The sequence below is a fragment of the Actinoplanes sp. NBC_00393 genome, from assembly GCF_036053395.1.
GTDB lineage: Bacteria > Actinomycetota > Actinomycetes > Mycobacteriales > Micromonosporaceae > Actinoplanes.
Genome location: NZ_CP107942.1, coordinates 11108909 through 11128817, shown reverse-complemented (window position 1 = coordinate 11128817; position 19909 = coordinate 11108909). Strand labels below are relative to the sequence as shown.

Here is a 19909-nt window from a genome sequence, read left to right as displayed (position 1 = left end):
TCATCGCGACTGCCCCAGACCGGCGAGCAGCCCCTCGCAGGAGCGCACCGCCACCCGGGCCGCGACGGCCATCTCGTACGTGGTCATCGGATTCTCCGCGCGCCGCTGCCAGCGGGTCAGCGCCTGCCCGGCGGCCGCCGACAACTCGGCGCCGGACGCGTCCGGCGGGAGCTGCAACCGGTCGCCGGCCGAGCTGCCCGAACCGCCGATCAGATGCTCCAGATCGGTCACCACGTCCGGTTTGCCGGTGATCCAGCCGGCCCGCAGGCTGCTCAGCACGCGCAACTCGTTGAACGGGTGCGCGGAGGCCATGATCTCCTCGACCGAGGCGGCCAGTGCCTCGCCGCCCGGCCGCGGGCTGGACCTCGTGGTCTCGGCCAGGGCGAGCAGCGCGGACCGGCTCTTGAGCACGTCGCGGCGCTCCAGGAACAGCGAGCCGATGATCTCCCGGAGCTGGGTGAGGCCACTGCGCTCGGCGAGCTCGCGGGACAGGTCGGTGGCGGTGGTGGCCACCTCCCGGCGCAGCAATGTGCTTGTCAGGCGTACCCCGAAAAGCCCGAACCGGGCCAGCAGCGCCTCGCGCTCCAGGTTGGTCAGGCCCAGCTCGGGCATCGCGTTGGCGAATCTGTCGGCCGACAGCAGCAGCTCCTCGGCCTGCCGGACCGGCAGGTCGGCGACCCGCCGCAGCTGCGCGACCTCGATCTCGGTCAGCGTCACCGCGGTCTCCGCGAGCAGACCCGCCACCGGTACGACCGACTGGACCAGCCGCCGCACATTGGGATCGGTGCCCAGGCGGGCCGCGATCCGGCGGGCCGACGCCATCGAGTCGAGCCGCCCCACGCCGATCTCGTCCGCCCGCGACAGCACGCCGATCGCGTTGACCGGGCTGGGCCGCGACACCTCGGTGTCGTGGAAGGCGCGCAGGAACTCGATGTCGTTGGCGTGCAGGTGCCGCAGCAGATAGACGACCGCGTCGGCGGGCGTCTCCTCGTCGTCCGGGACCAGCAGGCCCCAGGTGCGCTCGGCGTTCTGCTCGGTGAGCGAGCCGATGCCCGGGGTGTCGATCAGCGTGACCGTACGCAGCGCCTGCGCCGGCCAGGTGACCACGAGCTGGGCGACCTCGGCCGCCGTCAGGCCGCCGAGGTCGATGTCGATGGCGCCGTCCTCACGGGTGAACCGCAGCTGGCGCGGCGCTCCCCGCTTCGGCGTAGCCTGCACCTGGTAGGTGTGGCCGTCCTGGTACCAGGTCACGATGCGGGTGCACTCGCCCGCGTCGGTCGGCGCCAGGCGCTCCCCGGCCAGGGCGTTGAGCAGGGTGGACTTGCCGGCCTTCACGCGCCCGGCGATGGCGACCCGCAGCGGGGCGTCGAGGCGTTCGCGGACGGCCGCAAGCCGACCGGCGTGCTCGGTCCCCTGATACACGGTCACGGCCTGGCCGAGCACAGCGCGGGTACGGTCGATCAGGCTCATCCGAGCACCGCCAGCGCCCGCTGCCGCAGCTTGGTCACCCGGGCCAGCTCGGCGTCGACGTCCTTGAGCCGCTGCTCGCGGTCGGACTGGGCGAGTTTCGCCGCCTCCGAGGCACCGGCGAGGGCCTGCGCGTTGGACCGGTTGAGTTCCTCGGCCAGCCGGCTGTAGTGGTCGCGCAGCTGTCGTTGCACCCGGCGCAGGGTGTCCCGGGAGTCCTTCCCAGCCACGAAGACGACCTCGTCGCAGTACCGGCGGATCGCGTTCCGCGCCTCGGTGCGACGCCGCTGGACCTGGCGTTTCTTCTCCTCGCGCAGACCGCGGTGGCCCATCACCAGGCCGATGCCGATGCCGATCGGGCCGAGCGACACGCCGACCAGGCTGCCCAGGATGATGAACATCAGCGCGCCGCCGTACGCGTTCTTCAGCGCCACCATCGCCTGCTTGCCGACCCGCATCCGCTCCAGGTCGATCTTGTGCTGGAAGTCGGTGACGGTCGCGAGCGGCGTCGGATTGTGCACCGAGGGCCGGCTCATGATCATGGTGGACGCCTCGTGGAAGTGGTTGCCGACCCGTTCGCTCAGCGCGTCCGCCCGTTTGCGCAGCAGGTCGTAGTTGGCCAGCAGCTCGTCGGCCATCCGCGACTGCAGCCACGACTCCATCTCCGGCCAGGTGTCGGCCGGGTCGGCCTCGTCGATCGCGGTATCCGCCTCGGCGATCACCACCCGCACCCGGGCGCGCAGATCGTGGTCGATGTCGGAGGTCAGGTCGGTGACGCCGTCGTTGAGGGTCTGGTTCCACTTGGCGGCCGCGCTCTTCAAGGTCTCCACGCGGCTCTTCACGTCGGTGAGCTCACGGACCACCCGGCGGGCCGCCTCGGGATCGGACAGGGCCGTGCGTTCGGCCTGGTAGTGGGCGTCGAGCTGGTCGCAGAGAGCGATCACCTCGGACGCCGCGTCGGCGGCGAGCCGGTCGGCCGCGGAGGCGCCGATCTGGTCGTTGAGGAACTTGACCAGGTGGGTGAAGCCGGCCTCGGCGTTCAGGGCGGTGTCGTTCGCCTTCACCGCGCGCAGGCGCAGGGCCGAGGAGACCGGCATCAGCGGGACCGGGCAGTGCGCTGCCAGGTGTTTCTCGTTCAGGTCGCGGATCTTGCGCCAGGCCGGGTAGAAGTCGGTCTTGGTCTGTACGCAGACCACCGTCTGGCACAGCGAGCGGGCCCGCTGCAGGAAGTCGACCTCGCTGCGGGTGAGCTCCTGCGCGGCGCCGGTGACGAAGATGACCGCGTCGGCCATCGAGACGGCGGCCAGGCTGGCGGCGGCGTGCGGCGAGCCAAGCCCGCCGACGCCGGGGGTGTCCACCAGGACCAGGCCGCCGGCCAGGATCTTGCGGGGAATCCGTACCTCCACACCGGTCACCCGGGTGCCGGGCCGGCCGGGATCGCCGCCTTCGACGACGTAACGGCGTACGTCGCTCAGCGGGATCGTCTCCCGGCGCGGCGGCTCGGGCTCCGGTGCGGGCGTTTCGTAGAGCAGGCTGGCCTCGGTCTTCTCGCCGTGCCGCACATAGGTCGGCACGGCGGTGGCCAGGTCGTCGTCGACCGTGCAGACGGCCGCGCCGACCAGCGCGTTGACCAGGGAACTCTTGCCCTGTTTGAACTCGCCGGCCACGACCACGTGCAACACCGGGTCGGCGAGCGCGTCGCGGGCGGCGACCAGACGGGCGGCCGCGTCCGGCCGGTCGTAGGCCTGGCAGGCGCGCAGGCCCAGTTCCACCACGGCGACCGCCTTGGCAGCGGGGTTCTCGGTCACGGCTCCTCCCTTCTAGTTCGACACGTCAGCGGGCGGTCGGGCCGGTGGCCCGTCCGGCCCGCTGTCGAGATCGGGGTCAGGCGCCGACGACGGTGGTGTCGTCACCGCTTTCGATGGTGTCGTCGTCCGAGTTGACGGTCGTGGTCGTGGTGTCGATGTCGGTGACCGAGGTGTCGTTGTCGTTGACGGTGGTGTCGTTGTCGCTGATGTTGGTGTCGTTGTCGTTGACGGTCGTGACGGTGGTGTCGTTGTCCTCGAAGTTGCCGCTGGCGTCGCCGTCGGCCGAGATCGCCGAGCCGTCGTCGGCCACGTTGTTCGAGGCATTGGAGGCGTCCCCCTCGCCGAAGGTGACCGCGCTGTCCTCGATCTCGGCGTCCGGCAGGTTGTTCACCGAGCCGTCGCCGAAGTTGAACACCGACTCGTCGACGTCGCCGTCGACCTGCGCGGTCTGGTTGCCGTCGCCGACCACCGCGTCGTCGAAGTCGTCGGCCACGATGCCGGTGTTGACACCGGTGTTCACGCCGGCCTCGATGTCGCCGTCGGCCAGCACGGCGCCGTCACCGGTGTTCGCCTGCCCGAAGTTGTCCCCGTCGATGAGCTGCGCGCCGTCCCCGCTGAGCGAGGTGATGTCGCCGTCGACGACCGTCGAGCCGTCCCCGGTCGCGGCGTTCACGTCGCCGTCGCCGGAGTTCGCCACCGCGCCGTCACCGGTCGCCGCGTTCACGTCGTCGCCGGCGGCGATCGAGTTGTCGCCGGAGGCGTTGACGTTGGTGGCGTCGATGTCGCCGAAGACGTTGCCGTCCACATCCACGTCGAGGCTGTTGTCGGTGACACTGGTGACGCTGAACTCGAGGTTCTGCGTGATGTAGTCGTCACCCTCGTACGTGGCGTAGGTGACGTAGTTCAGGTGCTGCACGACGTGCTCAACCGACTGCGTGCCGGCCGGCGCCGGGGGTGGCGGCGAGACGCTGCCCCCACCGGACGAGCCGCCCCCGCCGCCGCTGAAGCTCTGCAGCGCGGTCCGCGCCGACTCGGAGACCTCCGGCTCGAAGCTGGCCTCGGTGACTACCGCCGGAACGTCGACCGTGGACAGGTCGACATCGGTGACACCCTCGGCGGTCAGGGTGCCCTGGGGGTCCTCGGCGTACTTCGCGGCGAACTCCCGGTCGGACAGCAGGTTGGTGACGAATTCCTTCAGAGCCTCGGTGGCGTCGACGGTCATGACCTCTCCTCGCTTGGTATGCGCCCGGTTTCTTCACCCGGTCACGGAACCCAGCGTGCGGCCCAGCGCCCGTTCCGGGCATCGGGGTGTTCCCCGTGGTATAGGGGGTCCACTAGGGGGTTCACAGCCTCATGTCGCATATCCAACTCGGGGTATCAGCCGTCGAGCATCTCCCGCAACATCGCCAGCAGCTCAGCGCGGGTGTTCGCACCCAGTTTGCCCCGAATCCGGGCCACGTGGTGCTCCACGGTCTTCGGTGCGATGTAGAGCTGCGCGCCGATCTCCCGGTGGGTGCTTCCGGCCAGCACCAGCCGGGCCACAGTCACCTCCCGCTCGGACAGCGTGGCGGCCGCCGCGGCCCCGGAACCGGTGTCCGGCTCGGACAGTTCCCGGGCCCGTTCCAGCAGCCGGCGGGCCGCGGTGGGATCCCCGGTCCGGATCGCCGCCTGCCCGGCCAGCCGGGACGCCTCCCACGGCAACTGCGCCGCGACCAGGTCATCGGTGGCGGCCAGCACGGCATCCGGGTCGACCTGCCCGGCGAGCACCGCCGCCCATCGGGTGGCCGCGGTGCACTGCGCGAGCGGTCGGGGCTCGGCGGCCGTCACCGCGGCCAGCTGCCCGGCCACGCGGTCCGCGGCCGCCGCGTCCTCGGTCACGATCGCGGTCTGCAACCTCAGCCAGTCCAGGGACACCGACCAGGTGACCGGCCGGCCCAGCCCGGTGAGGATGTCGTCGAGCAGGGCGAGGACCGGTTCGACCCGGCTCATGGTCCGCAGGCGGGCGGCAGCCACCGCCAGTTCCTCCACTGCTTCGATCAGCCACAGGTCGGCCGTACGCCGGGCCAGCAGCGGCTCGATGCCGGACCAGGAGTCGCGCAGCCCAGCGATGTCCCCGCGCCGCCGCGCAATCCCCGCAGCCAGCGCGGCCCGCAGCAACCGCTCCCGGCCCCCGGGCTCGGCGCCGCCCGGACGCTGCAGCTCATGCAGCGCGGTGTCGTAACGCCCGGCCCGCATCCGCGCCCACGCCAGCAGCAGCCGATGCCGCTCCCCCGCGACCGGACCACCGACGCCGGTAGCCTCGGCCCGGCCGAGCAGATGCTCCGCCGAGGCCACATCGCCGGCCGCGACGGCCACCACGGCACCAAGCGCATGCGGGGTGTCCGGCAGGACGACGGTGGGCGCGCCACGTTCCAACGCCTCAGCCGCCTCGATCAGCAGCGGCAACGCGACCGCGGGCTCAGCCGCCACCAGCGCACCTTCCGCAAGCCGCGCCAGAGCAGCCGGCGCCGGGCTGTCTGCCGCGGCCTGCGCAGGCACGATCCGCCCAGTCCCGACCAGCGACGGTACGGCGAGCGCGGGCCCCGGCACCGGCGCAGCAAGCAACAGATCAGCGGCCCGCGCAGTCCGCCCTTGATGCGCGGCGACGGCCCCCGCAACCAGCGCAATCCGGCCCGCATCCGTGAGCCCCGCAGCCCACTCACCCGGTCTCACCCCGCCCGCTGACCCACCCAGCCTCGCTCCGGCCGCCGACCCACCCAGCCTCACCGCCGCAGCCGACCCACTCAGCCCAGCAGCCGATCCGCCCGGCCCCAGCCCGGCAACCGACTCACCCGGTCGCGGCCCCGCGGCCGGCTCGCTCGGTCGTGGCCCGGCAGCCAAGTTTCCGCTGGTGGCGAGGGTGAACGGGTCGACCTCGACCGGCAGGCCCAACAGCGCGCCGGCCTCGGCCCGGCCTGCCGCCAGGGTCGCCGGATCTACGCCGGCGTCAGCGGCGTCGTCGAACCAGCCGATCGCCGCCGCCGGATCCGTGAAGCGCAGCCGCTCCCCCGCGTCCCGGTAGACCGCGGCCGCGACCGGCGTGCTCGCCCTGGCCGCCCGCAGCTGACGGGCCGCAGCCACCGGATCGGTGCCCGCCGCCATCAGCGCACCGGCGACCGCGTCGTGGATCCGCCGGCGTTCGGCCGCGGGCAGCTCACCGAGCACGGCCGCGGCCACCGCCGGGATCATGCCTTCGCCGTCCGGCACGAGCAGTCCCTCGTCCCGCAGGGTCCGCAGCACCGTGGCCAGGCCGGCCAGATCGAGGCCGGCCGCCTCGGCAAGCACGTGGTCGGCGAGGTCGAGCCGCAGCGCAAGCACCCGGGCAACGGTGACGGCACCCTGGTCGAGCACGGCGAAACGCCGCTGCACCCGGGCGAGCAGCGCAGGCGGCGGCATGCCAGGCGGTGCGGTCGCCACGGCGGCGGCCACCGCGGGCAGCCCGGCCGAAGCTTCGAAGACGGCCGCGGCGACCTCGGGCGACACCGGCCGCCCGGTCACCGTGGCCACCAGCCGTGCCACGCCGTCCCGGTCAAGCGCACCAAGCAGCTCAACACCACCGCCGGAAGTCACGCCGCCAGCGGCAGCAGCCCTGCCAGCCGCAGTCACTCCGCCAGCGGCAACAGCACTGCCGGCGGCGACAGCACTGCCGGAGGTGGCGCCAAGGGAGGTGGCGCTGCTGGGGGCGGTGGCACTGACTGCGGCGATGGCCTCGTCGAGTTCGGCCAGTTCGGGACGATCGATCGTGGGCCGCCGGGAGATCACCATCGGCACGCCGGCGCGGGCGGCCGCCGCCAGGTCCCGGAGCGCCGCCGGGTCGAGGCGATGCGCGTCATCAACGACGACCAGGTGATTCGCGGACCGTGCGGCAGCCAGGCCGGCGGCCATCTCGGCGGGCGGCCCCACGGCCCACCACACCGGCACGGTAGCTTCGGCAGCAAGCAGGCGTAGCCGATGCGTACGCCCGGAGCCGTCCACGCCCACCACAGCGGTCACGCCCAGCGGTGCCCCCATATCGGCGACACTCTACGCGCTAGGCCTTCAAGGTGCCCCTGAGCCGACTGCGGGATTTTTCGGACAACAGCCCGCCGGCGGCTGAAGAGCGCTTCCATACATGCCTGGATGGCGGCTCGCTCGACCCAGCCGCCGCCCGCACCGGTAACCCGGGCCGCGAAGCATGCCTGAGCGGCGGCTCGCACGAACCAGCCGCCACCCACACCCGTAACCCAGGCCGCGAAGCATGCCTGAGCGGCGGCTCGCACGAACCAGCCGCCACCCACACCCGTAACCCAGGCCGCGAAACACGCCTGAGCGGCGGCTCGCACCAACCAGCCGCCACCCACACCCGTAACCCAGGCCGCGAAACACGCCTGAGCGGCGGCTCGCACCAACCAGCCGCCACCCACGCACGAAACCGGCGACCGAAACACGCCTGAGCGGCGGCCCGCGCTGACGCCAGCCGCCACCCGGACAGGTGACATCCGGGTGGGAGGGCTGGCCGGGGCGGAGGCAGAGCGGCGCTGGCAAGGTCGGGCCGGCGAGTGGCGCGGTCGCGAGCTGGATCGGGCGGAGGCCAGGCGTCACTGAGGAGGGTTGGGCCAGCGGGCGGCACGGTGGCGAGCTGGACCGGGCGGAGGCCAGGCGGCGCTGGCAAGGTCGAGGCCGGCGAGTGGCGCGGTGGCGAGCTGACTCGGCTGCGGAGGTCAGTCGCTAGGGGAGGTTGGGCCGCAGGGTGGTGCGGTGGTGGCGGCTGGCCGGGCGGGGTCAGGCGTCGCTGGGGAGGTTGGGGCGGCGGGTGGTGCGGTGGTGGCGGCGGGCCAGGATGATGACGACGGTGACTGCGGCTACATCGGCGGTTGCCAATGCTGCCCGGGGGCCGCACAGCAGCGCGATGAAGGGCAGGGAGAGGAACACCGTCACGCACAGCACGGGCACGGCCGGGAACGGGCGGGGTGCCGGGCCGGTGGCCATTCGCTGGGCGAAGGCTGGGTCGGTTGCCCGCAGACGCTGCTCGATCTCGTCGATGGCTCGCGCTTCGCTCTCGTTGAGCATGCCCCTGTCATACCCCGGCGTAATCCCAAATGCGGCTGATCTGAGGATTTAGGGCGTATTGAAACGCTAGAAGCCTATAACGGATCTAGGCCTTCTGTTTCCGCATGCGCAGTTGAGGAGCTTCCATGACCACCGTCGCACCCAGGCCGGTGCCCACCCGGCCCTATCCGGTTCGCCGGCAGGTGAAGGGATCGGCTCTGGCGCGGATCCTGCGCACGACGGATGCGAAGCAGATCGGGATCATGTACATGATCACCTCGATCATCTTCTACATGGTCGGCGGGATCATGGCTCTGCTGATGCGCGCCGAGCTGGCCAAGCCGGGCATGCAGATGCTCTCGCCGGAGCAGTTCAACCAGCTGTTCACCATGCACGGCACGGCCATGCTGCTGTTCTTCGCGACGCCGATCGTGTTCGCCTTCGCCAACTATGTCGTGCCGATCCAGATCGGCGCGCCGGACGTGGCGTTTCCGCGGCTGAACGCGTTCGCCTACTGGCTGTACCTGTTCGGCACGCTGACCGCGATGAGCGGCTTCATCACGCCGGGCGGGGCGGCGGACTTCGGCTGGTTCGCGTACACGCCGCTGAGCGACTCGCTGCACTCGCCGGGCATCGGCGGCAACGCCTGGGTGGTGGGCCTGGCGATCGGTGGTCTCGGCTCGATCCTCGGCGCGGTCAACCTGATCACCACGATCCTGACCCTGCGAGCCCCGGGCATGACCATGTTCCGGATGCCGATCCTCACCTGGAACATGCTGGTCACCAGCCTCCTGGTGATCCTGATCTTCCCGTTCTTGGCGGCGGCGCTGTTCGCCCTGGCCGCGGACCGGGTGCTCGGGGCGCACGTCTTCGACGTGGAGACCGGCGGGCCGATGCTCTGGCAGCACCTCTTCTGGTTCTTCGGGCACCCCGAGGTGTACGTCATCGCGCTCCCATTCTTCGGCATCATCACCGAGGTGGTGCCGGTGTTCAGCCGCAAGCCGGTCTTCGGCTACAAGGGCCTGGTCGCCGCGACCCTGCTGATCGCCGCCCTGTCGATGAGCGTGTGGGCGCACCACATGTTCGCCACCGGCCAGGTGCTGCTGCCGTTCTTCAGCTTCCTGAGCTTCCTGATCGCCGTCCCGACCGGCATGAAGTTCTTCGTCTGGATCGGCACCATGTGGCGCGGCCAGATCAGTTTCGACTCGCCGATGCTGTGGGCGGTCGGCTTCATGGTGACGTTCCTCTTCGGCGGTCTCTCCGGGGTGCTGCTGGCCTCCCCGCCGATCGACTTCCACGTCTCCGACTCGTACTTCGTGATCGCGCACTTCCACTACGTGCTGTTCGGCACGATCGTGTTCGCGGTGTTCTCCGGGATCTACTTCTGGTTCCCGAAGATGTTCGGCCGGATGCTGGACGAGCGGCTCGCCAAGATTCACTTCTGGCTCACCATGATCGGTTTCCACGGGACGTTCCTGGTGCAGCACTGGCTGGGCACCAAGGGCATGCCCCGGCGGTACGCCGACTACCTGGAGAGTGACGGCTTCACGTTCCTGAACACGTTCTCCACGATCGGCTCGTTCATCCTCGGTATCGCCACGCTGCCGTTCCTGTACAACGTGTGGAAGTCGTACAAGGCGGGCCCGGTCACCACGCTCAACGACCCGTGGGGCCACGGCAACTCGCTGGAGTGGGCGACCACCAGCCCACCGCCGCTGCGCAACTTCGACCGGATGCCGCGGATCCGCTCCGAACGGCCCGCATTCGACGAGAAGTTCCCGCACCTGGCCGCGGGCGAGCAGTCCCTGGCCGGCCCGCCGGAGGGCGGCGCCCGCCCGCTGAGCAAGGAGTCGGACGGCGGCGCCACCTACGCCGAGGACATCAGCACCGACCGCGACCGCTGACCTGGCAGAACCGATCGGGGGTAGGGACAGCCCTACCCCCGATCGGGCAGCTCACCGGATCGGCTGACGCGCCGCCGGTCCATAGCGTCAAGGGCATGACGACGACCTATCTCGCGCCCGCCCCGGCCGCCCGCCTGCTGCCCCGGCTCGCCGCCGACACCCGCTACGTTCTGACCGGATTCCCGCTGGGCCTGCTCGCGGTGGTCGTCTGCGTCACCGCCTTCGCCACCGGCCTCGGGCTGGCGGTGATCTGGATCGGCGTACCCCTCATGGTTGCCGCGATGATGCTCTCCCGCGGCCTCGCCATCACCGAACGCAGCCGCATCGCGGCTGTTCTCGGCCGCCCGGTGCCGCAGCCCACCTACCGCACGTCCGGCTCCAAGCTCGCGGTGCTGCTCGACCCGCAGTCCTGGCGGGACCTGGCCCACGCCGCTGTCCGCTTCATTCCGAGCACGATCGCCTTCTCGTTCGTGCTCGCCTGGTGGGCCGGCCTGCTCGGCTCGCTCACCTGGTCGCTGTGGGGCTGGACGCTGCCGAGCGGCCCGGACTACCAGGACCTGCCCGAGCTGCTCGGCTTCGCCGACACCTACCTGACCTCGGTCGGCTTCTACCTGGGCCTGGCGGCCGTGCTCGCGATCACGCTGCCCGCGGTCGTCCGCGGCGCGGCCCTGCTCGAGGCCCGCTTCGCACAGATCCTGCTCAGCCGGCCCGAATAGAGGCCGGCCCGAACAACGCCGGCCCGAACAACGCCAGCCCCAACAACACCGGCCCCAACAACGCCGACCCGAACAACGCCGGCCGAGGCCAGACGAAACAAGGGCCCGTCAGGCAGTGGCCTTCACCGAGCCCATGACCAGGTCATAGCCGGCCTGCATGGCCGGATCGTCAGCCTCCAGTCCGCTCAGCTCCACCACCACGACCCCACCGGGCGCCGCCACTGCAAAGGCCTTCCGGGCCTCGTAGGCCTCCTCCAGCTGGGAGTACAGCTCGAAGCGAGCCTCCACGCCCTTCCGGTCACCGATCTTGACCGGCTGGTAGGTGGCCTTCCGGAACTTCTCCCCCTTCAGGTACGCCTTGAGCATGGCCTTGGCGTTGCCGGCCGACTTCGGCGCGACCCACACCCGCAGGAACCCGATGACGCCGACCGGCTGCGCCTTGATCTCGCAACCCAGCTTCAGCGGCCCCTTCCGCACCAGCGAGGCCAGCGGGTTGTCGTCCTCGACCTCCACGGTCTTGGCTTCCCACTCGGCGGGCAACGTGAAAGTCACCGGCAGCGGGCAGGCGCTGCCCTTGGCCCCGACCGCCCCGCCGGCCGCCGCGGGCGCCGCGGGTGCGCCGGACTCCGACGGCGAGCCGCTCGGGCAGTAGGGCTCCAGCTTCTCGAGGGCCGCCTGGAACTCGTCGGTGCCGGCCTCTTCAGGGTTCGGCTCTGTGGCGAGCTTGCCGGCCTCGGCCGCGATGCCCTCGAGCACCGCGGCGAACTCCTTGTTCGTCGCCTTGCCGGCCTCGGTGGACAGGTCGTCGCGCAACGTGCCGAACGTGCTCTGGTAGATCGTCTGGAACTCGGCCGAGCGGGCCGGCTCCTTGATCTCCGTCAGGCCGGCGATCTTGCTGAACAGGTCGATGACGGCGGTCCGGGCGGCCTCGCCACCGGACTTGCAGATCTCGGCGGTGTTGTCCGCAGCCGCGGAGGCCGGCGCCGCGCCCGCGTCACCGCCGCCGGAGTTGCAGGCGCCGGCGAACAGGGTCAAGGCCGCGAGCACGGGCACTGCACGGTACGAAAATCGAGTCACAAGGCGAGGACTGTACACATCTAGATACGTCACGCCCAGGTCACCGGCAGCGAGTGCACGCCGAAGATCAGCATCTCGTTGCGCAGCGGCACCTGCTCAGCCGGCACGGCGAGGCGGAGCTTCGGCAGCCGGGTGAACAGCTCGCCGAGGCCGGCCTTCATCTCCACCCGGGCCAGCTGCTGCCCGAGGCACTGGTGGATGCCGTGCCCGAAGGCCAGGTGCGAGGTGCGCGGCCGGTGCACGTCGAGGCGATCGGGGTCATCCCAGTGGCGCGGATCGCGGTTCGTCTCCGGGGTGGCGATGATGACCGTGGCACCCGCCGGGATGTCCACGCCACCGACCGTGAGCTGCTCGGTCGCGACCCGGCTGACGCCCATCTGGATGATCGACAGGAAGCGCAGCAGCTCCTCGATCGCGTTGTCCAGCAGGCCCGGGTCGGCGCGCAGCGCGGCGAGCTGTTCCGGGTGCTGGAGCAGCGCGAACGTGCTCAGGCCGAGCATGTTGGCGGTCGTCTCGTGCCCGGCGCCGAGCAGGACGACGGCCATGTCGGTGAGCTGGGTGTCGGTGAGCGGCGGGTCGGCGTCGTGGATGAGCCCGGACAGGATGTCGTCGCCCGGGTCGGCCAGTTTCACGGCGACCAGCTCGCGGATGAACCGGTACAGCTCGCCGGCGGCGCGTCTCCGCTCGTCGGGCGGGGTGGAGGAGTTGAGCGCCACGGCGGTGCGCTGCTGGAACTCGGCGCGGTCGGCGTAGTCCACCCCGAGCAGTTCGCAGATCACCAGGGAGGGGATCGGCTGCGCGTACGCCGGGACCAGGTCGGCCTCGGTGCCGGCTGCCGTCATCGCCTCGATGTGCCGGACCGCGATGTCGCTGATGTGCGACTCCAGGGCCCGCATCCGCCGTACGGTGAACTGGCCGGTCAGCAGTTTGCGCAGCCGGGTGTGCTCGGGCGGGTCCATGAACACGAAGGTGCCGTCGGTTCGTTCGCCCGCCGGTGGCGCGGGGGCGGCCGGCTGGGTGGCGTCGGGATGGCGGACCCGGTCGGAGCTGAACCGGAGGTCGCCGAGCACCGCGCGGGCCTCCTCGAGGCCGGTGACCAGCCAGGCGGACGCGCCGTTGGCCAGGGTCAGCGGCTGGACGGCGCCCCGGCCGCGCAGGTCACGCAGTCCGGCCGGCGGGTCGAAGGGGCGGGCGCCCCGCTCGACCATGTCCGACGGGATGAGCCGCTGCAACGCGACGGGAGTAGTCATCGCTACCTCGATCATCGACGAGCATCACTGCATGGCACCTTAGCCGCCGCCGACGACGAGACGGTTGGTCGCAGATTATCCGTAGCGGAACTACGCTGGTCACATGACCGCGATGGCACCGACCCGCACCGAGACCGACCTGTCCTTCCTGCTGGATCACACCAGCCACGTGCTCCGCACCAGGATGACCGCGGCGCTCGCCGAGATCGGCCTGACCCCGCGCATGCACTGCGTGCTGGTGCACGCCCTGGAGGAGGAGCGGACCCAGATCCAGCTGGCCGAGCTGGGCGACATGGACAAGACCACCATGGTGGTCACGGTCGATGCCCTGGAGAAGGCGGGGTACGCGGTACGCCGCCCGTCGAGCACCGACCGGCGGGCCCGGATCATCGCCGTCACCGAGACCGGCACCCGGATCGCCGAGCGCAGCCAGGAGATCGTCGACGGCGTGCACCGCGACGCGCTGGGCTCGCTGCCCGAGGACGAGCGCGAGGTGCTGGTCCGGGCACTGAACCGCCTGGCCACCGGGCACCTGGCCACCCCAGCGGAGAGCGCCCAGCCGGCCCGCCGCCCACGGGAGCGCACAAAGTAGGTCCGAAAAATATAGTCTACTACGGGACTATCTGTTAGCGTCTCTCCTCAAGAGCGATCTCGTTCCTGGGGAGGAACACTCATGTCGAACTCACGCTGGACCGCGCTCGGCGTACTCTCGGCCGCCGGCCTGATGACCATCCTCGACGGCAGCATCGTCACCGTCGCCATGCCCGCGATTCAGCAGGACGTCGGCTTCACCCCGGCCGGGCTCAGCTGGATGGTCAACGCGTACCTGATCCCGTTCGGCGGTCTTCTGCTGCTGGCCGGCCGGCTCGGCGACCTGCTCGGCCGGCGCGCCATGTTCCTCGCCGGCAACGTGATCTTCACGCTCGCGTCGGTGCTGGCCGGCTTCGCCACCGGCCCGGGCCTGCTGATCGCCGCCCGGTTCCTGCAGGGCGTCGGTAGCGCGCTGGCCGCGGCCGTGGTCCTGGGCATCCTCGTCACCCTCTTCACCGACCCGGCCGAACGCGCCAAGGCCATCGCGATCTTCAGCTTCACCGGGGCCGTCGGCGCCTCCCTCGGCCAGGTCCTCGGCGGTGTCCTCACCGATGCCTTGAGCTGGCCCTGGATCTTCTTCATCAACGTGCCGATCGGGGTCGCCACCGTCGCCCTGGCCCTGGTGGCGCTGCCCCGCGACCGCGGCACGGGCCGGTCCGCCGGGGCCGACGTACTCGGCGCGGTGCTGGTCACCGCCGGCCTGATGCTGGGCATCTACACCGTCGTCAAGGTCGAGCAGTACGGCTGGCTCGCCGCACACACCCTCGGCCTCGGCGCCGTGTCCGTCGCCCTGCTCACCGCGTTCGTGATCCGCCAGGCCACCGCCGCGACCCCGCTCATGCCGTTGCGGATCCTGCGCTCGCGCAATGTGGCCGGCGCCAACCTGGCCCAGATGCTGGCGCTGTCCGGGATGTTCGCCTTCCAGGTCCTGGTCGCGCTCCACATGCAGAAGGTGCTCGGCTACGGCGCCCTGGAGACCGGCCTGGCGATGCTCCCGGCCGCGGTCAGCATCGGCGTGATCTCGCTGTTCGTCTCGGCCCGGCTCACCGCCCGCTTCGGCGCCCGTACCGTGCTGCTGGCCGGCCTGCTCCTGCTGATCGCGGCGATGGGCCTGCTCAGCCGGATCCCGGTGCGGGCCGGCTACGTCACCGACCTGCTCCCGGTGATGCTGCTGATCTCCGGTGGCGGCCTGGTGCTGCCGGCGCTGGCCAACCTGGGCATGTCCGGCGCGCGGGAGAGCGACGCCGGGCTGGCGTCCGGGCTGTTCAACACCACCCAGCAGGTCGGCATGGCGATCGGCGTCGCGGTGCTCGCCACCCTGGCAGCCGGGCGCACCGAGCATCTGCTCGCCGCCGGCCAGGACCAGGCGAGCGCGCTGACCGGCGGCTACCGGCTGGCGTTCACCGTCTCGGCCGGGCTGCTGGCGGCGGCCTTCCTGGTCGGTGTGCTGGTCCTGCGCCGGCCGGCCACGACCCCGGCCGCGGACCGCGAGGCCGCCACTGCCGCCTGATCAAGATCCGGGTCGATACCATCCGGATCGACGCGGACAGGAGACGACATGGCGAGCGGGCAGAGTCTTCCACTGGTCGGGCGCGACGACGAACAGATCGTCCTGACCGGACTGCTCGACGAGGACTCCGCCCGCGCCCTCCTGCTCCGCGGCGCCGCCGGCGCCGGCAAGAGCGCCCTGCTCGACATGCTGGTCACCGAGGCCGGGGCAGCCGGATTCCGCACGCTGCGGGCGACCGGTGTGCCGGCCGAGAGCACCATCGCGTACGCCGGACTGCACCAACTCCTGCACCCCCTGCTCGCCCTGACCGCCGGGATGGACCCCGCACACCGCGGCATTCTCGACGCCGTCCTCGGCGGCGCCCCGCACCAGCCGCCGTCGGTGATGGCGCTCGGCGTCGCCGTCCTCGACCTGCTCGCCCTGGTCGCCGCGAAACGGCCGCTGCTGCTGGTCCTCGACGACGGCCAGTGGCTCGACTCGCCGAGCGCGCAGGTGTCAGCCTTCGTCGCGCGCCGCATCGGCGACCTCCCGCTCCGGCTCGTGGTGGCGGTCCGGGACACCGAGCGGTCCGGCTTCGACGACGCCGGCCTGGACGAACTGGCCGTCACCCCGCTCTCCCCCGCCGCCGCTGCCGACCTGCTCGACAGCCGGTTCCCGGGCCTCGCCCCGGACCTGCGGCGGCTCACCCTGGAACACGCGAGCGGCAACCCGCTGGCCCTGGTCGAACTCCCGCCCAGCCTGACCGGGCGGGACGGCCAGGATCCCCGCCCGCTGGAACAGATCTTCACCGACCGGATCCGTGCGCTGCCCGGGCCGGAACGCGCCGACCTGCTGCGGATGGCCCTGGACGGCGCCGGCCGGCGCTCGTTCGGCACGCACTACGTCCCCCGCCGGATCACGACGGCCCGGGAGACCGGGCTGGTCGAGCCGGTACTGCTGCAGTTCCGCCATCCGCTGGTCGCCTCGGCGGTCGTCGAGGTGGCCTCGCTGAACGACCGCCGGGCCGCGCACGCCGACCTGGCCCGGCTGCACGCGGCCGACCCCGAGCGGCGGGCGATGCACCTGGCCGCGGCGACCGTCGACCCGGACCCCGAGGTCGCCGCGGCGCTGGAGCAGGGGGCCGGCTTGACGGTTCGGCGCGGCGGCGCCGCGACCGCGGTGCAGTGGCTGACGCGCGCGGCGGAGCTGAACCCGCGGCCCCGCGACCGGGCCCGGTTGCTGGCCGACGCCGCCTTCGTTGCCGGGCAGGCGGGACTGCTCGAGCGGGCCGAGACGCTGGTGGCCGCCGCCTAGCCGGACGCGGTGCTGACCGCCGCGTACGTGGCGCTCTACCGGCACGGGGACGTGTCGGTGCACGGCACGGTCGCCGACGCGATCCGGGCCCGGCACGACACGGTCGACGACGCGATACTGGCCCGGCTGGTGAACCTGTTGCTCGCGATCAGCCAGTTCGCTGCTGATCCGGGCACCTGGGCGATCACCGACGAGCTGGTCGACCGGGTCCGCGACCGGCTGCCCGCCGAGGTGCTGCTGTGCCGTGATGCCGGGAGCGACGTGGTCCGGCGCGGCGCCGGCCTGGGCGGACGGCTGCGCCAAGCGGTGGCTGCCACCGGCACGACCCAGCCGTGGGATCTGATGCGCCTCGGCGTCGCCGCGTTCCACGTGGACACGCTCGCCGATCTCCGGCCCTACCTGGAGCGCATGGTCGAGCGGGAACGCGGCATCGGCGCCGCGACCTCGCTGATGACCATGCTGCAGCTGGTGATGCTCGACCACATCGCCGCCGGGCGCTGGGACGAGGCGGTCCGCGCCGGCGAGCAGGGGCTCGCCCTCACCACCGAGCACGGGTACGAGCTGTTCGGTCACCAGTTCCGCGTCTTCCTCGCGGTGGTCGCCGCCGGACGGGGCGAAACCGATCGTGCGGCCGAGCTGCAGACGGCTGTCGACGCCTGGGCCCGGCCGCGCCGGGTCGGCTTCCTGCTGCGGTTCGCCGAGGAGGTCGGCCTGCTGGCCGCGCTGAGCAGCGGGGACTACGAAACCGCCTGGGCGTACGCGGTGGGCGTCACCACGCCGGGGACGTTCCCACCGTACGCGCAGCACGCCCCGCGCACCCTGCTCGACCTGGTGGAAGCCGCGCTGCACACCGGTCGGGACGACTTGGCGCGTACCCATGCAGAAGCTGCGGAGCGGGCGCGGCTCGCCGAGGTCTCCCCGCGCCTGGCCCTGCTCACCGCCGGCGCGCTGGCCATGACCGCACCCTCGGAGGCCGCGTTCCAGGCCGCGGCGGAGCATCCGGCCGGGACCGCCTTCCCGTTCGAACGCGCCCGGATCCGGCTCGCCGAAGGCGCCTGGCTGCGCCGCCACCACAGCATCACCGAGGCGCGGGCGGCGCTGACCGATGCGCTCGGCACGTTCCAGCGGCTCGGCGCGCACCGCTGGGCCGACCGCGCCGAGCACGAGCTGCGTTCCGGGAGGCCCGGCGACGGCCGCGACCTCGCGTCGCTGACCGCGCAGGAGCGGCAGATCGCGGAACTGGCCGCGGGCGGCCTGAGCAACCAGCAGATCGCCGCCCAGCTGAACCTGTCGCCGCGGACCGTCGGCGCCCACCTGTACCGGATCTTCCCGAAACTGGGCATCACCTCGCGGGCGGCGCTGCGCGACGCGCTGCGGTAGCGTGGGCCCGGTACCGCACGGTAGCGGGTCGTCCAGTGGAGTGCGCGCACAGCGCCCGCGTGGAAGGTCCGTCTCATGCCGACCCAGATCAGGCCGTTCCGGCGCGGTGACCGTGATCAGGTCACCGCTCTCGTCAACGCGCACGTCGCCGCCGTGGTGCCGGGTGTCTCCGTCTCCGTCCAGGCCCTGCTGAGCCAGCTCGAACGGGAGGCCGGCGAGTTCATCGTCGACCGGTGGGTGCGCGAGCGGGTCACCCTGGTCGCCGAGCAGCGCGGCCGGGTGGTGGCCGCCGCCCACCTGCTGCGGTACGCGGACGACGACGACACCGGCGAGGAGTACCGCAACGCCGGCGAGATCCGCTGGCTGGTGTGCTGGCCGGACGCGCCGTACTGGCCGGACGCCTCGCAGGCCGGTCAGGCCCTCGCGGTCGCCTGCCACGCCCAGTTCACCCGGTGGTCGGTCACCCGCCGGTTCGCCGAGGGCGCGCTGCCGGTGCCGGGCGTCTACGGGGTGCCGGAGCAGTGGCCGCACATCCGGGAGCTCTATGAACGGATGGGTTTCCGGCGCGAGGGGCGTACCGAGATCGTGCTGGTCGCCGTGGTCGGCGACCTCGCCCGGCCGGCCGCGCCGCTGCCCGGGCTCGGCGTCCGCCGCACGCTCGGCATCAACGGCACCCGGTTCACGGCCACCCTGGACGGTGCGGACGTCGGCTGGATCGAGGTGGACACCAATCTGGACTCCGGTCCGCGGGTCTCCCGGGTGGGCGCCTGGGCCGACATCGGCAACCTGTGGGTCGACCCGGAGCAGCAGCGCCGCGGCATCGGCACCTGGCTGCTCGGGCAGGCCGCCGCGTGGCTGGACCTGGGCGGCGCGACCCGTCTGCTCGATTACGCCGACGAGGACGAGGACGCGTACACCAAGTTCCTGATCGCGTCCGGATTCACCGAGCTGACCCGGACGGTCCGGCAGATGCGGTGATCCGCCGGTCGCGGACCAGGCGCAGCATCTCGTCGACCGAGCCGGCCGGGTCAGTGATCGGGAACTGCACCGCGCGGACCGTGGCGGCCGGGTCGATCAGCAGGGTGAGCCGCTTGAACCGGTCCACCCCGGCGGCCCGGAAGGTGGGCAGCAGCAGACCGGCGGCGAGTTTCTGATCCTGGTCGGAGAGCAGCGGGAACGGCAGGCCGGCGTGCTCGGCGAAGGCGGCCAGCTGGTCGGGGCGCTGGGTGCTGACACCGCGGACGCGGGCGCCGGCCTCGGTGAAGTCGGTGGCGCCGGACGCGTACGTCATCGACTCCAGCGTGCAGCCGGCCGCCCCGGGGATGTCGGTCCAGCGCGGCGGGTAACCCTGTGCGTCCGGGACGAACGCGCCGGGGAAGCAGTAGAGCACGGTCCACGCGTCCCGGAACCCTTCGGTCTGCTCGTCCTGCCGGGTCAGGGTGATCTCCGGCAGCACGCGGCCGACCAGGGCGTGCACCCGCCGGGACTCGGCGGAGCCGGAGGACGCGGTGGCAGTGAGCGAGCCGTCGCCGATCAGGTGCCGGTCGCCCCACTCCTGCAGCGCGATCAGCACCGGGAGCAGGCCCTCACCTTTCGGGGTCAGCAGGTAGTCGTAGCGCGGCGGCCGGTCGGTGTAGCGGCGCCGGTGCAGCACGCCGGCCTCGACCAGCTCGCCGAGGCGCTCGGTGAGGGCGCGCCGGCTCATCCCGAGGGCGCGTTGCAGGGCGTCGAAGCGGGTCACTCCCCCGGCGATGTCGCGGATCACCAGGAACGTCCACCAATCACCCAGCACGCCGACGGCCTGGGCGATTCCGCAGTCCGCGTCGGCGAGGTCGACTCGTCTCAC

Annotated in this window: 15 protein-coding genes; 7 read left to right on the top strand and 8 right to left on the bottom strand. The window is 72.0% G+C overall.

All coding sequences use genetic code 11. The annotated features are described in order from the left end of the window. The 5 genes from OHA21_RS51400 to OHA21_RS51380 form a co-directional block, all read right to left on the bottom strand. On the bottom strand, positions 1–1470 hold the full coding sequence (locus tag OHA21_RS51400) for a dynamin family protein (protein ID WP_328468302.1): 1470 nt from the start codon (positions 1468–1470) through the stop codon (positions 1–3). Continuing rightward, entirely contained in the window at positions 1467–3275 is a 1809-nt protein-coding gene (locus OHA21_RS51395) for a dynamin family protein (RefSeq protein ID WP_328468300.1), read from the bottom strand. The genes OHA21_RS51400 and OHA21_RS51395 overlap by 4 nt, the downstream gene beginning before the upstream one ends. Before the next feature lie 76 nt (positions 3276–3351). Next, a complete protein-coding gene (locus OHA21_RS51390) occupies positions 3352–4497 on the bottom strand; it encodes a hypothetical protein (RefSeq protein ID WP_328468298.1) in 1146 nt (381 codons plus the stop codon). Between the two features lie 155 nt (positions 4498–4652). After that, on the bottom strand, positions 4653–7325 hold the full coding sequence (locus tag OHA21_RS51385; protein WP_328468296.1) for a helix-turn-helix transcriptional regulator: 2673 nt from the start codon (positions 7323–7325) through the stop codon (positions 4653–4655). 750 nt (positions 7326–8075) lie between these two features. Continuing rightward, positions 8076–8363, bottom strand: a complete 288-nt coding sequence (locus OHA21_RS51380; RefSeq protein WP_328468294.1) for a DUF3040 domain-containing protein — start codon at positions 8361–8363, stop codon at positions 8076–8078. A 125-nt stretch (positions 8364–8488) separates the two neighbouring features. Between OHA21_RS51380 and ctaD the strand changes: the two genes are divergently transcribed. Further along, positions 8489–10246 (top strand): aa3-type cytochrome oxidase subunit I, encoded by a 1758-nt coding sequence (ctaD, locus tag OHA21_RS51375; protein ID WP_328468292.1) that lies wholly within the window; start codon positions 8489–8491, stop codon positions 10244–10246. Between the two features lie 95 nt (positions 10247–10341). Next, positions 10342–10962, top strand: a complete 621-nt coding sequence (locus OHA21_RS51370; protein ID WP_328468290.1) for a sensor domain-containing protein — start codon at positions 10342–10344, stop codon at positions 10960–10962. Between the two features lie 108 nt (positions 10963–11070). On the opposite strand, the gene OHA21_RS51365 is transcribed toward OHA21_RS51370, so the two are convergent. Next, positions 11071–12009 (bottom strand): lipoprotein, encoded by a 939-nt coding sequence (locus tag OHA21_RS51365; protein WP_328468288.1) that lies wholly within the window; start codon positions 12007–12009, stop codon positions 11071–11073. Between the two features lie 59 nt (positions 12010–12068). Further along, the gene (locus tag OHA21_RS51360; RefSeq protein WP_328468286.1) at positions 12069–13289 is read right to left on the bottom strand and encodes a cytochrome P450; all 1221 of its coding nucleotides are present in this window, start codon (positions 13287–13289) and stop codon (positions 12069–12071) included. A 103-nt stretch (positions 13290–13392) separates the two neighbouring features. Between OHA21_RS51360 and OHA21_RS51355 the strand changes: the two genes are divergently transcribed. The 5 genes from OHA21_RS51355 (at position 13393) to OHA21_RS51335 (ending at position 19041) form a co-directional block, all read left to right on the top strand. Further along, a complete protein-coding gene (locus OHA21_RS51355) occupies positions 13393–13881 on the top strand; it encodes a MarR family winged helix-turn-helix transcriptional regulator (RefSeq protein WP_328468284.1) in 489 nt (162 codons plus the stop codon). Positions 13882–13962: 81 nt separating this feature from the next. Further along, positions 13963–15390, top strand: a complete 1428-nt coding sequence (locus OHA21_RS51350) for an MFS transporter (protein ID WP_328468282.1) — start codon at positions 13963–13965, stop codon at positions 15388–15390. Between the two features lie 48 nt (positions 15391–15438). Then, positions 15439–16683, top strand: a complete 1245-nt coding sequence (locus OHA21_RS51345; RefSeq protein WP_328468280.1) for an ATP-binding protein — start codon at positions 15439–15441, stop codon at positions 16681–16683. A gap of 9 nt (positions 16684–16692) precedes the next feature. Further along, the gene (locus tag OHA21_RS51340) at positions 16693–18063 is read left to right on the top strand and encodes a LuxR C-terminal-related transcriptional regulator (protein ID WP_328468278.1); all 1371 of its coding nucleotides are present in this window, start codon (positions 16693–16695) and stop codon (positions 18061–18063) included. Positions 18064–18138: 75 nt separating this feature from the next. Beyond that, on the top strand, positions 18139–19041 hold the full coding sequence (locus OHA21_RS51335; RefSeq protein WP_328468276.1) for a GNAT family N-acetyltransferase: 903 nt from the start codon (positions 18139–18141) through the stop codon (positions 19039–19041). On the opposite strand, the gene OHA21_RS51330 is transcribed toward OHA21_RS51335, so the two are convergent. After that, a complete protein-coding gene (locus OHA21_RS51330) occupies positions 19004–19909 on the bottom strand; it encodes a winged helix-turn-helix transcriptional regulator (RefSeq protein WP_328468274.1) in 906 nt (301 codons plus the stop codon). The two genes, OHA21_RS51335 and OHA21_RS51330, sit on opposite strands and share 38 nt — an antisense overlap.

Excerpts from the sequence above, each read along its gene's own strand:
- OHA21_RS51385 (WP_328468296.1), bottom strand. The coding sequence starts at position 7,325 with ATGGGGGCACCGCTGGGCGTGACCGCTGTGGTGGGCGTGGACGGCTCC.
- ctaD (WP_328468292.1), top strand. The coding sequence starts at position 8,489 with ATGACCACCGTCGCACCCAGGCCGGTGCCCACCCGGCCCTATCCGGTT.
- OHA21_RS51355 (WP_328468284.1), top strand. The coding sequence starts at position 13,393 with ATGACCGCGATGGCACCGACCCGCACCGAGACCGACCTGTCCTTCCTG.
- OHA21_RS51400 (WP_328468302.1), bottom strand. The coding sequence starts at position 1,470 with ATGAGCCTGATCGACCGTACCCGCGCTGTGCTCGGCCAGGCCGTGACC.
- OHA21_RS51390 (WP_328468298.1), bottom strand. The coding sequence starts at position 4,497 with ATGACCGTCGACGCCACCGAGGCTCTGAAGGAATTCGTCACCAACCTG.
- OHA21_RS51380 (WP_328468294.1), bottom strand. The coding sequence starts at position 8,363 with ATGCTCAACGAGAGCGAAGCGCGAGCCATCGACGAGATCGAGCAGCGT.
- OHA21_RS51345 (WP_328468280.1), top strand. The coding sequence starts at position 15,439 with ATGGCGAGCGGGCAGAGTCTTCCACTGGTCGGGCGCGACGACGAACAG.
- OHA21_RS51360 (WP_328468286.1), bottom strand. The coding sequence starts at position 13,289 with ATGACTACTCCCGTCGCGTTGCAGCGGCTCATCCCGTCGGACATGGTC.
- OHA21_RS51370 (WP_328468290.1), top strand. The coding sequence starts at position 10,342 with ATGACGACGACCTATCTCGCGCCCGCCCCGGCCGCCCGCCTGCTGCCC.
- OHA21_RS51335 (WP_328468276.1), top strand. The coding sequence starts at position 18,139 with ATGCCGACCCAGATCAGGCCGTTCCGGCGCGGTGACCGTGATCAGGTC.
- OHA21_RS51350 (WP_328468282.1), top strand. The coding sequence starts at position 13,963 with ATGTCGAACTCACGCTGGACCGCGCTCGGCGTACTCTCGGCCGCCGGC.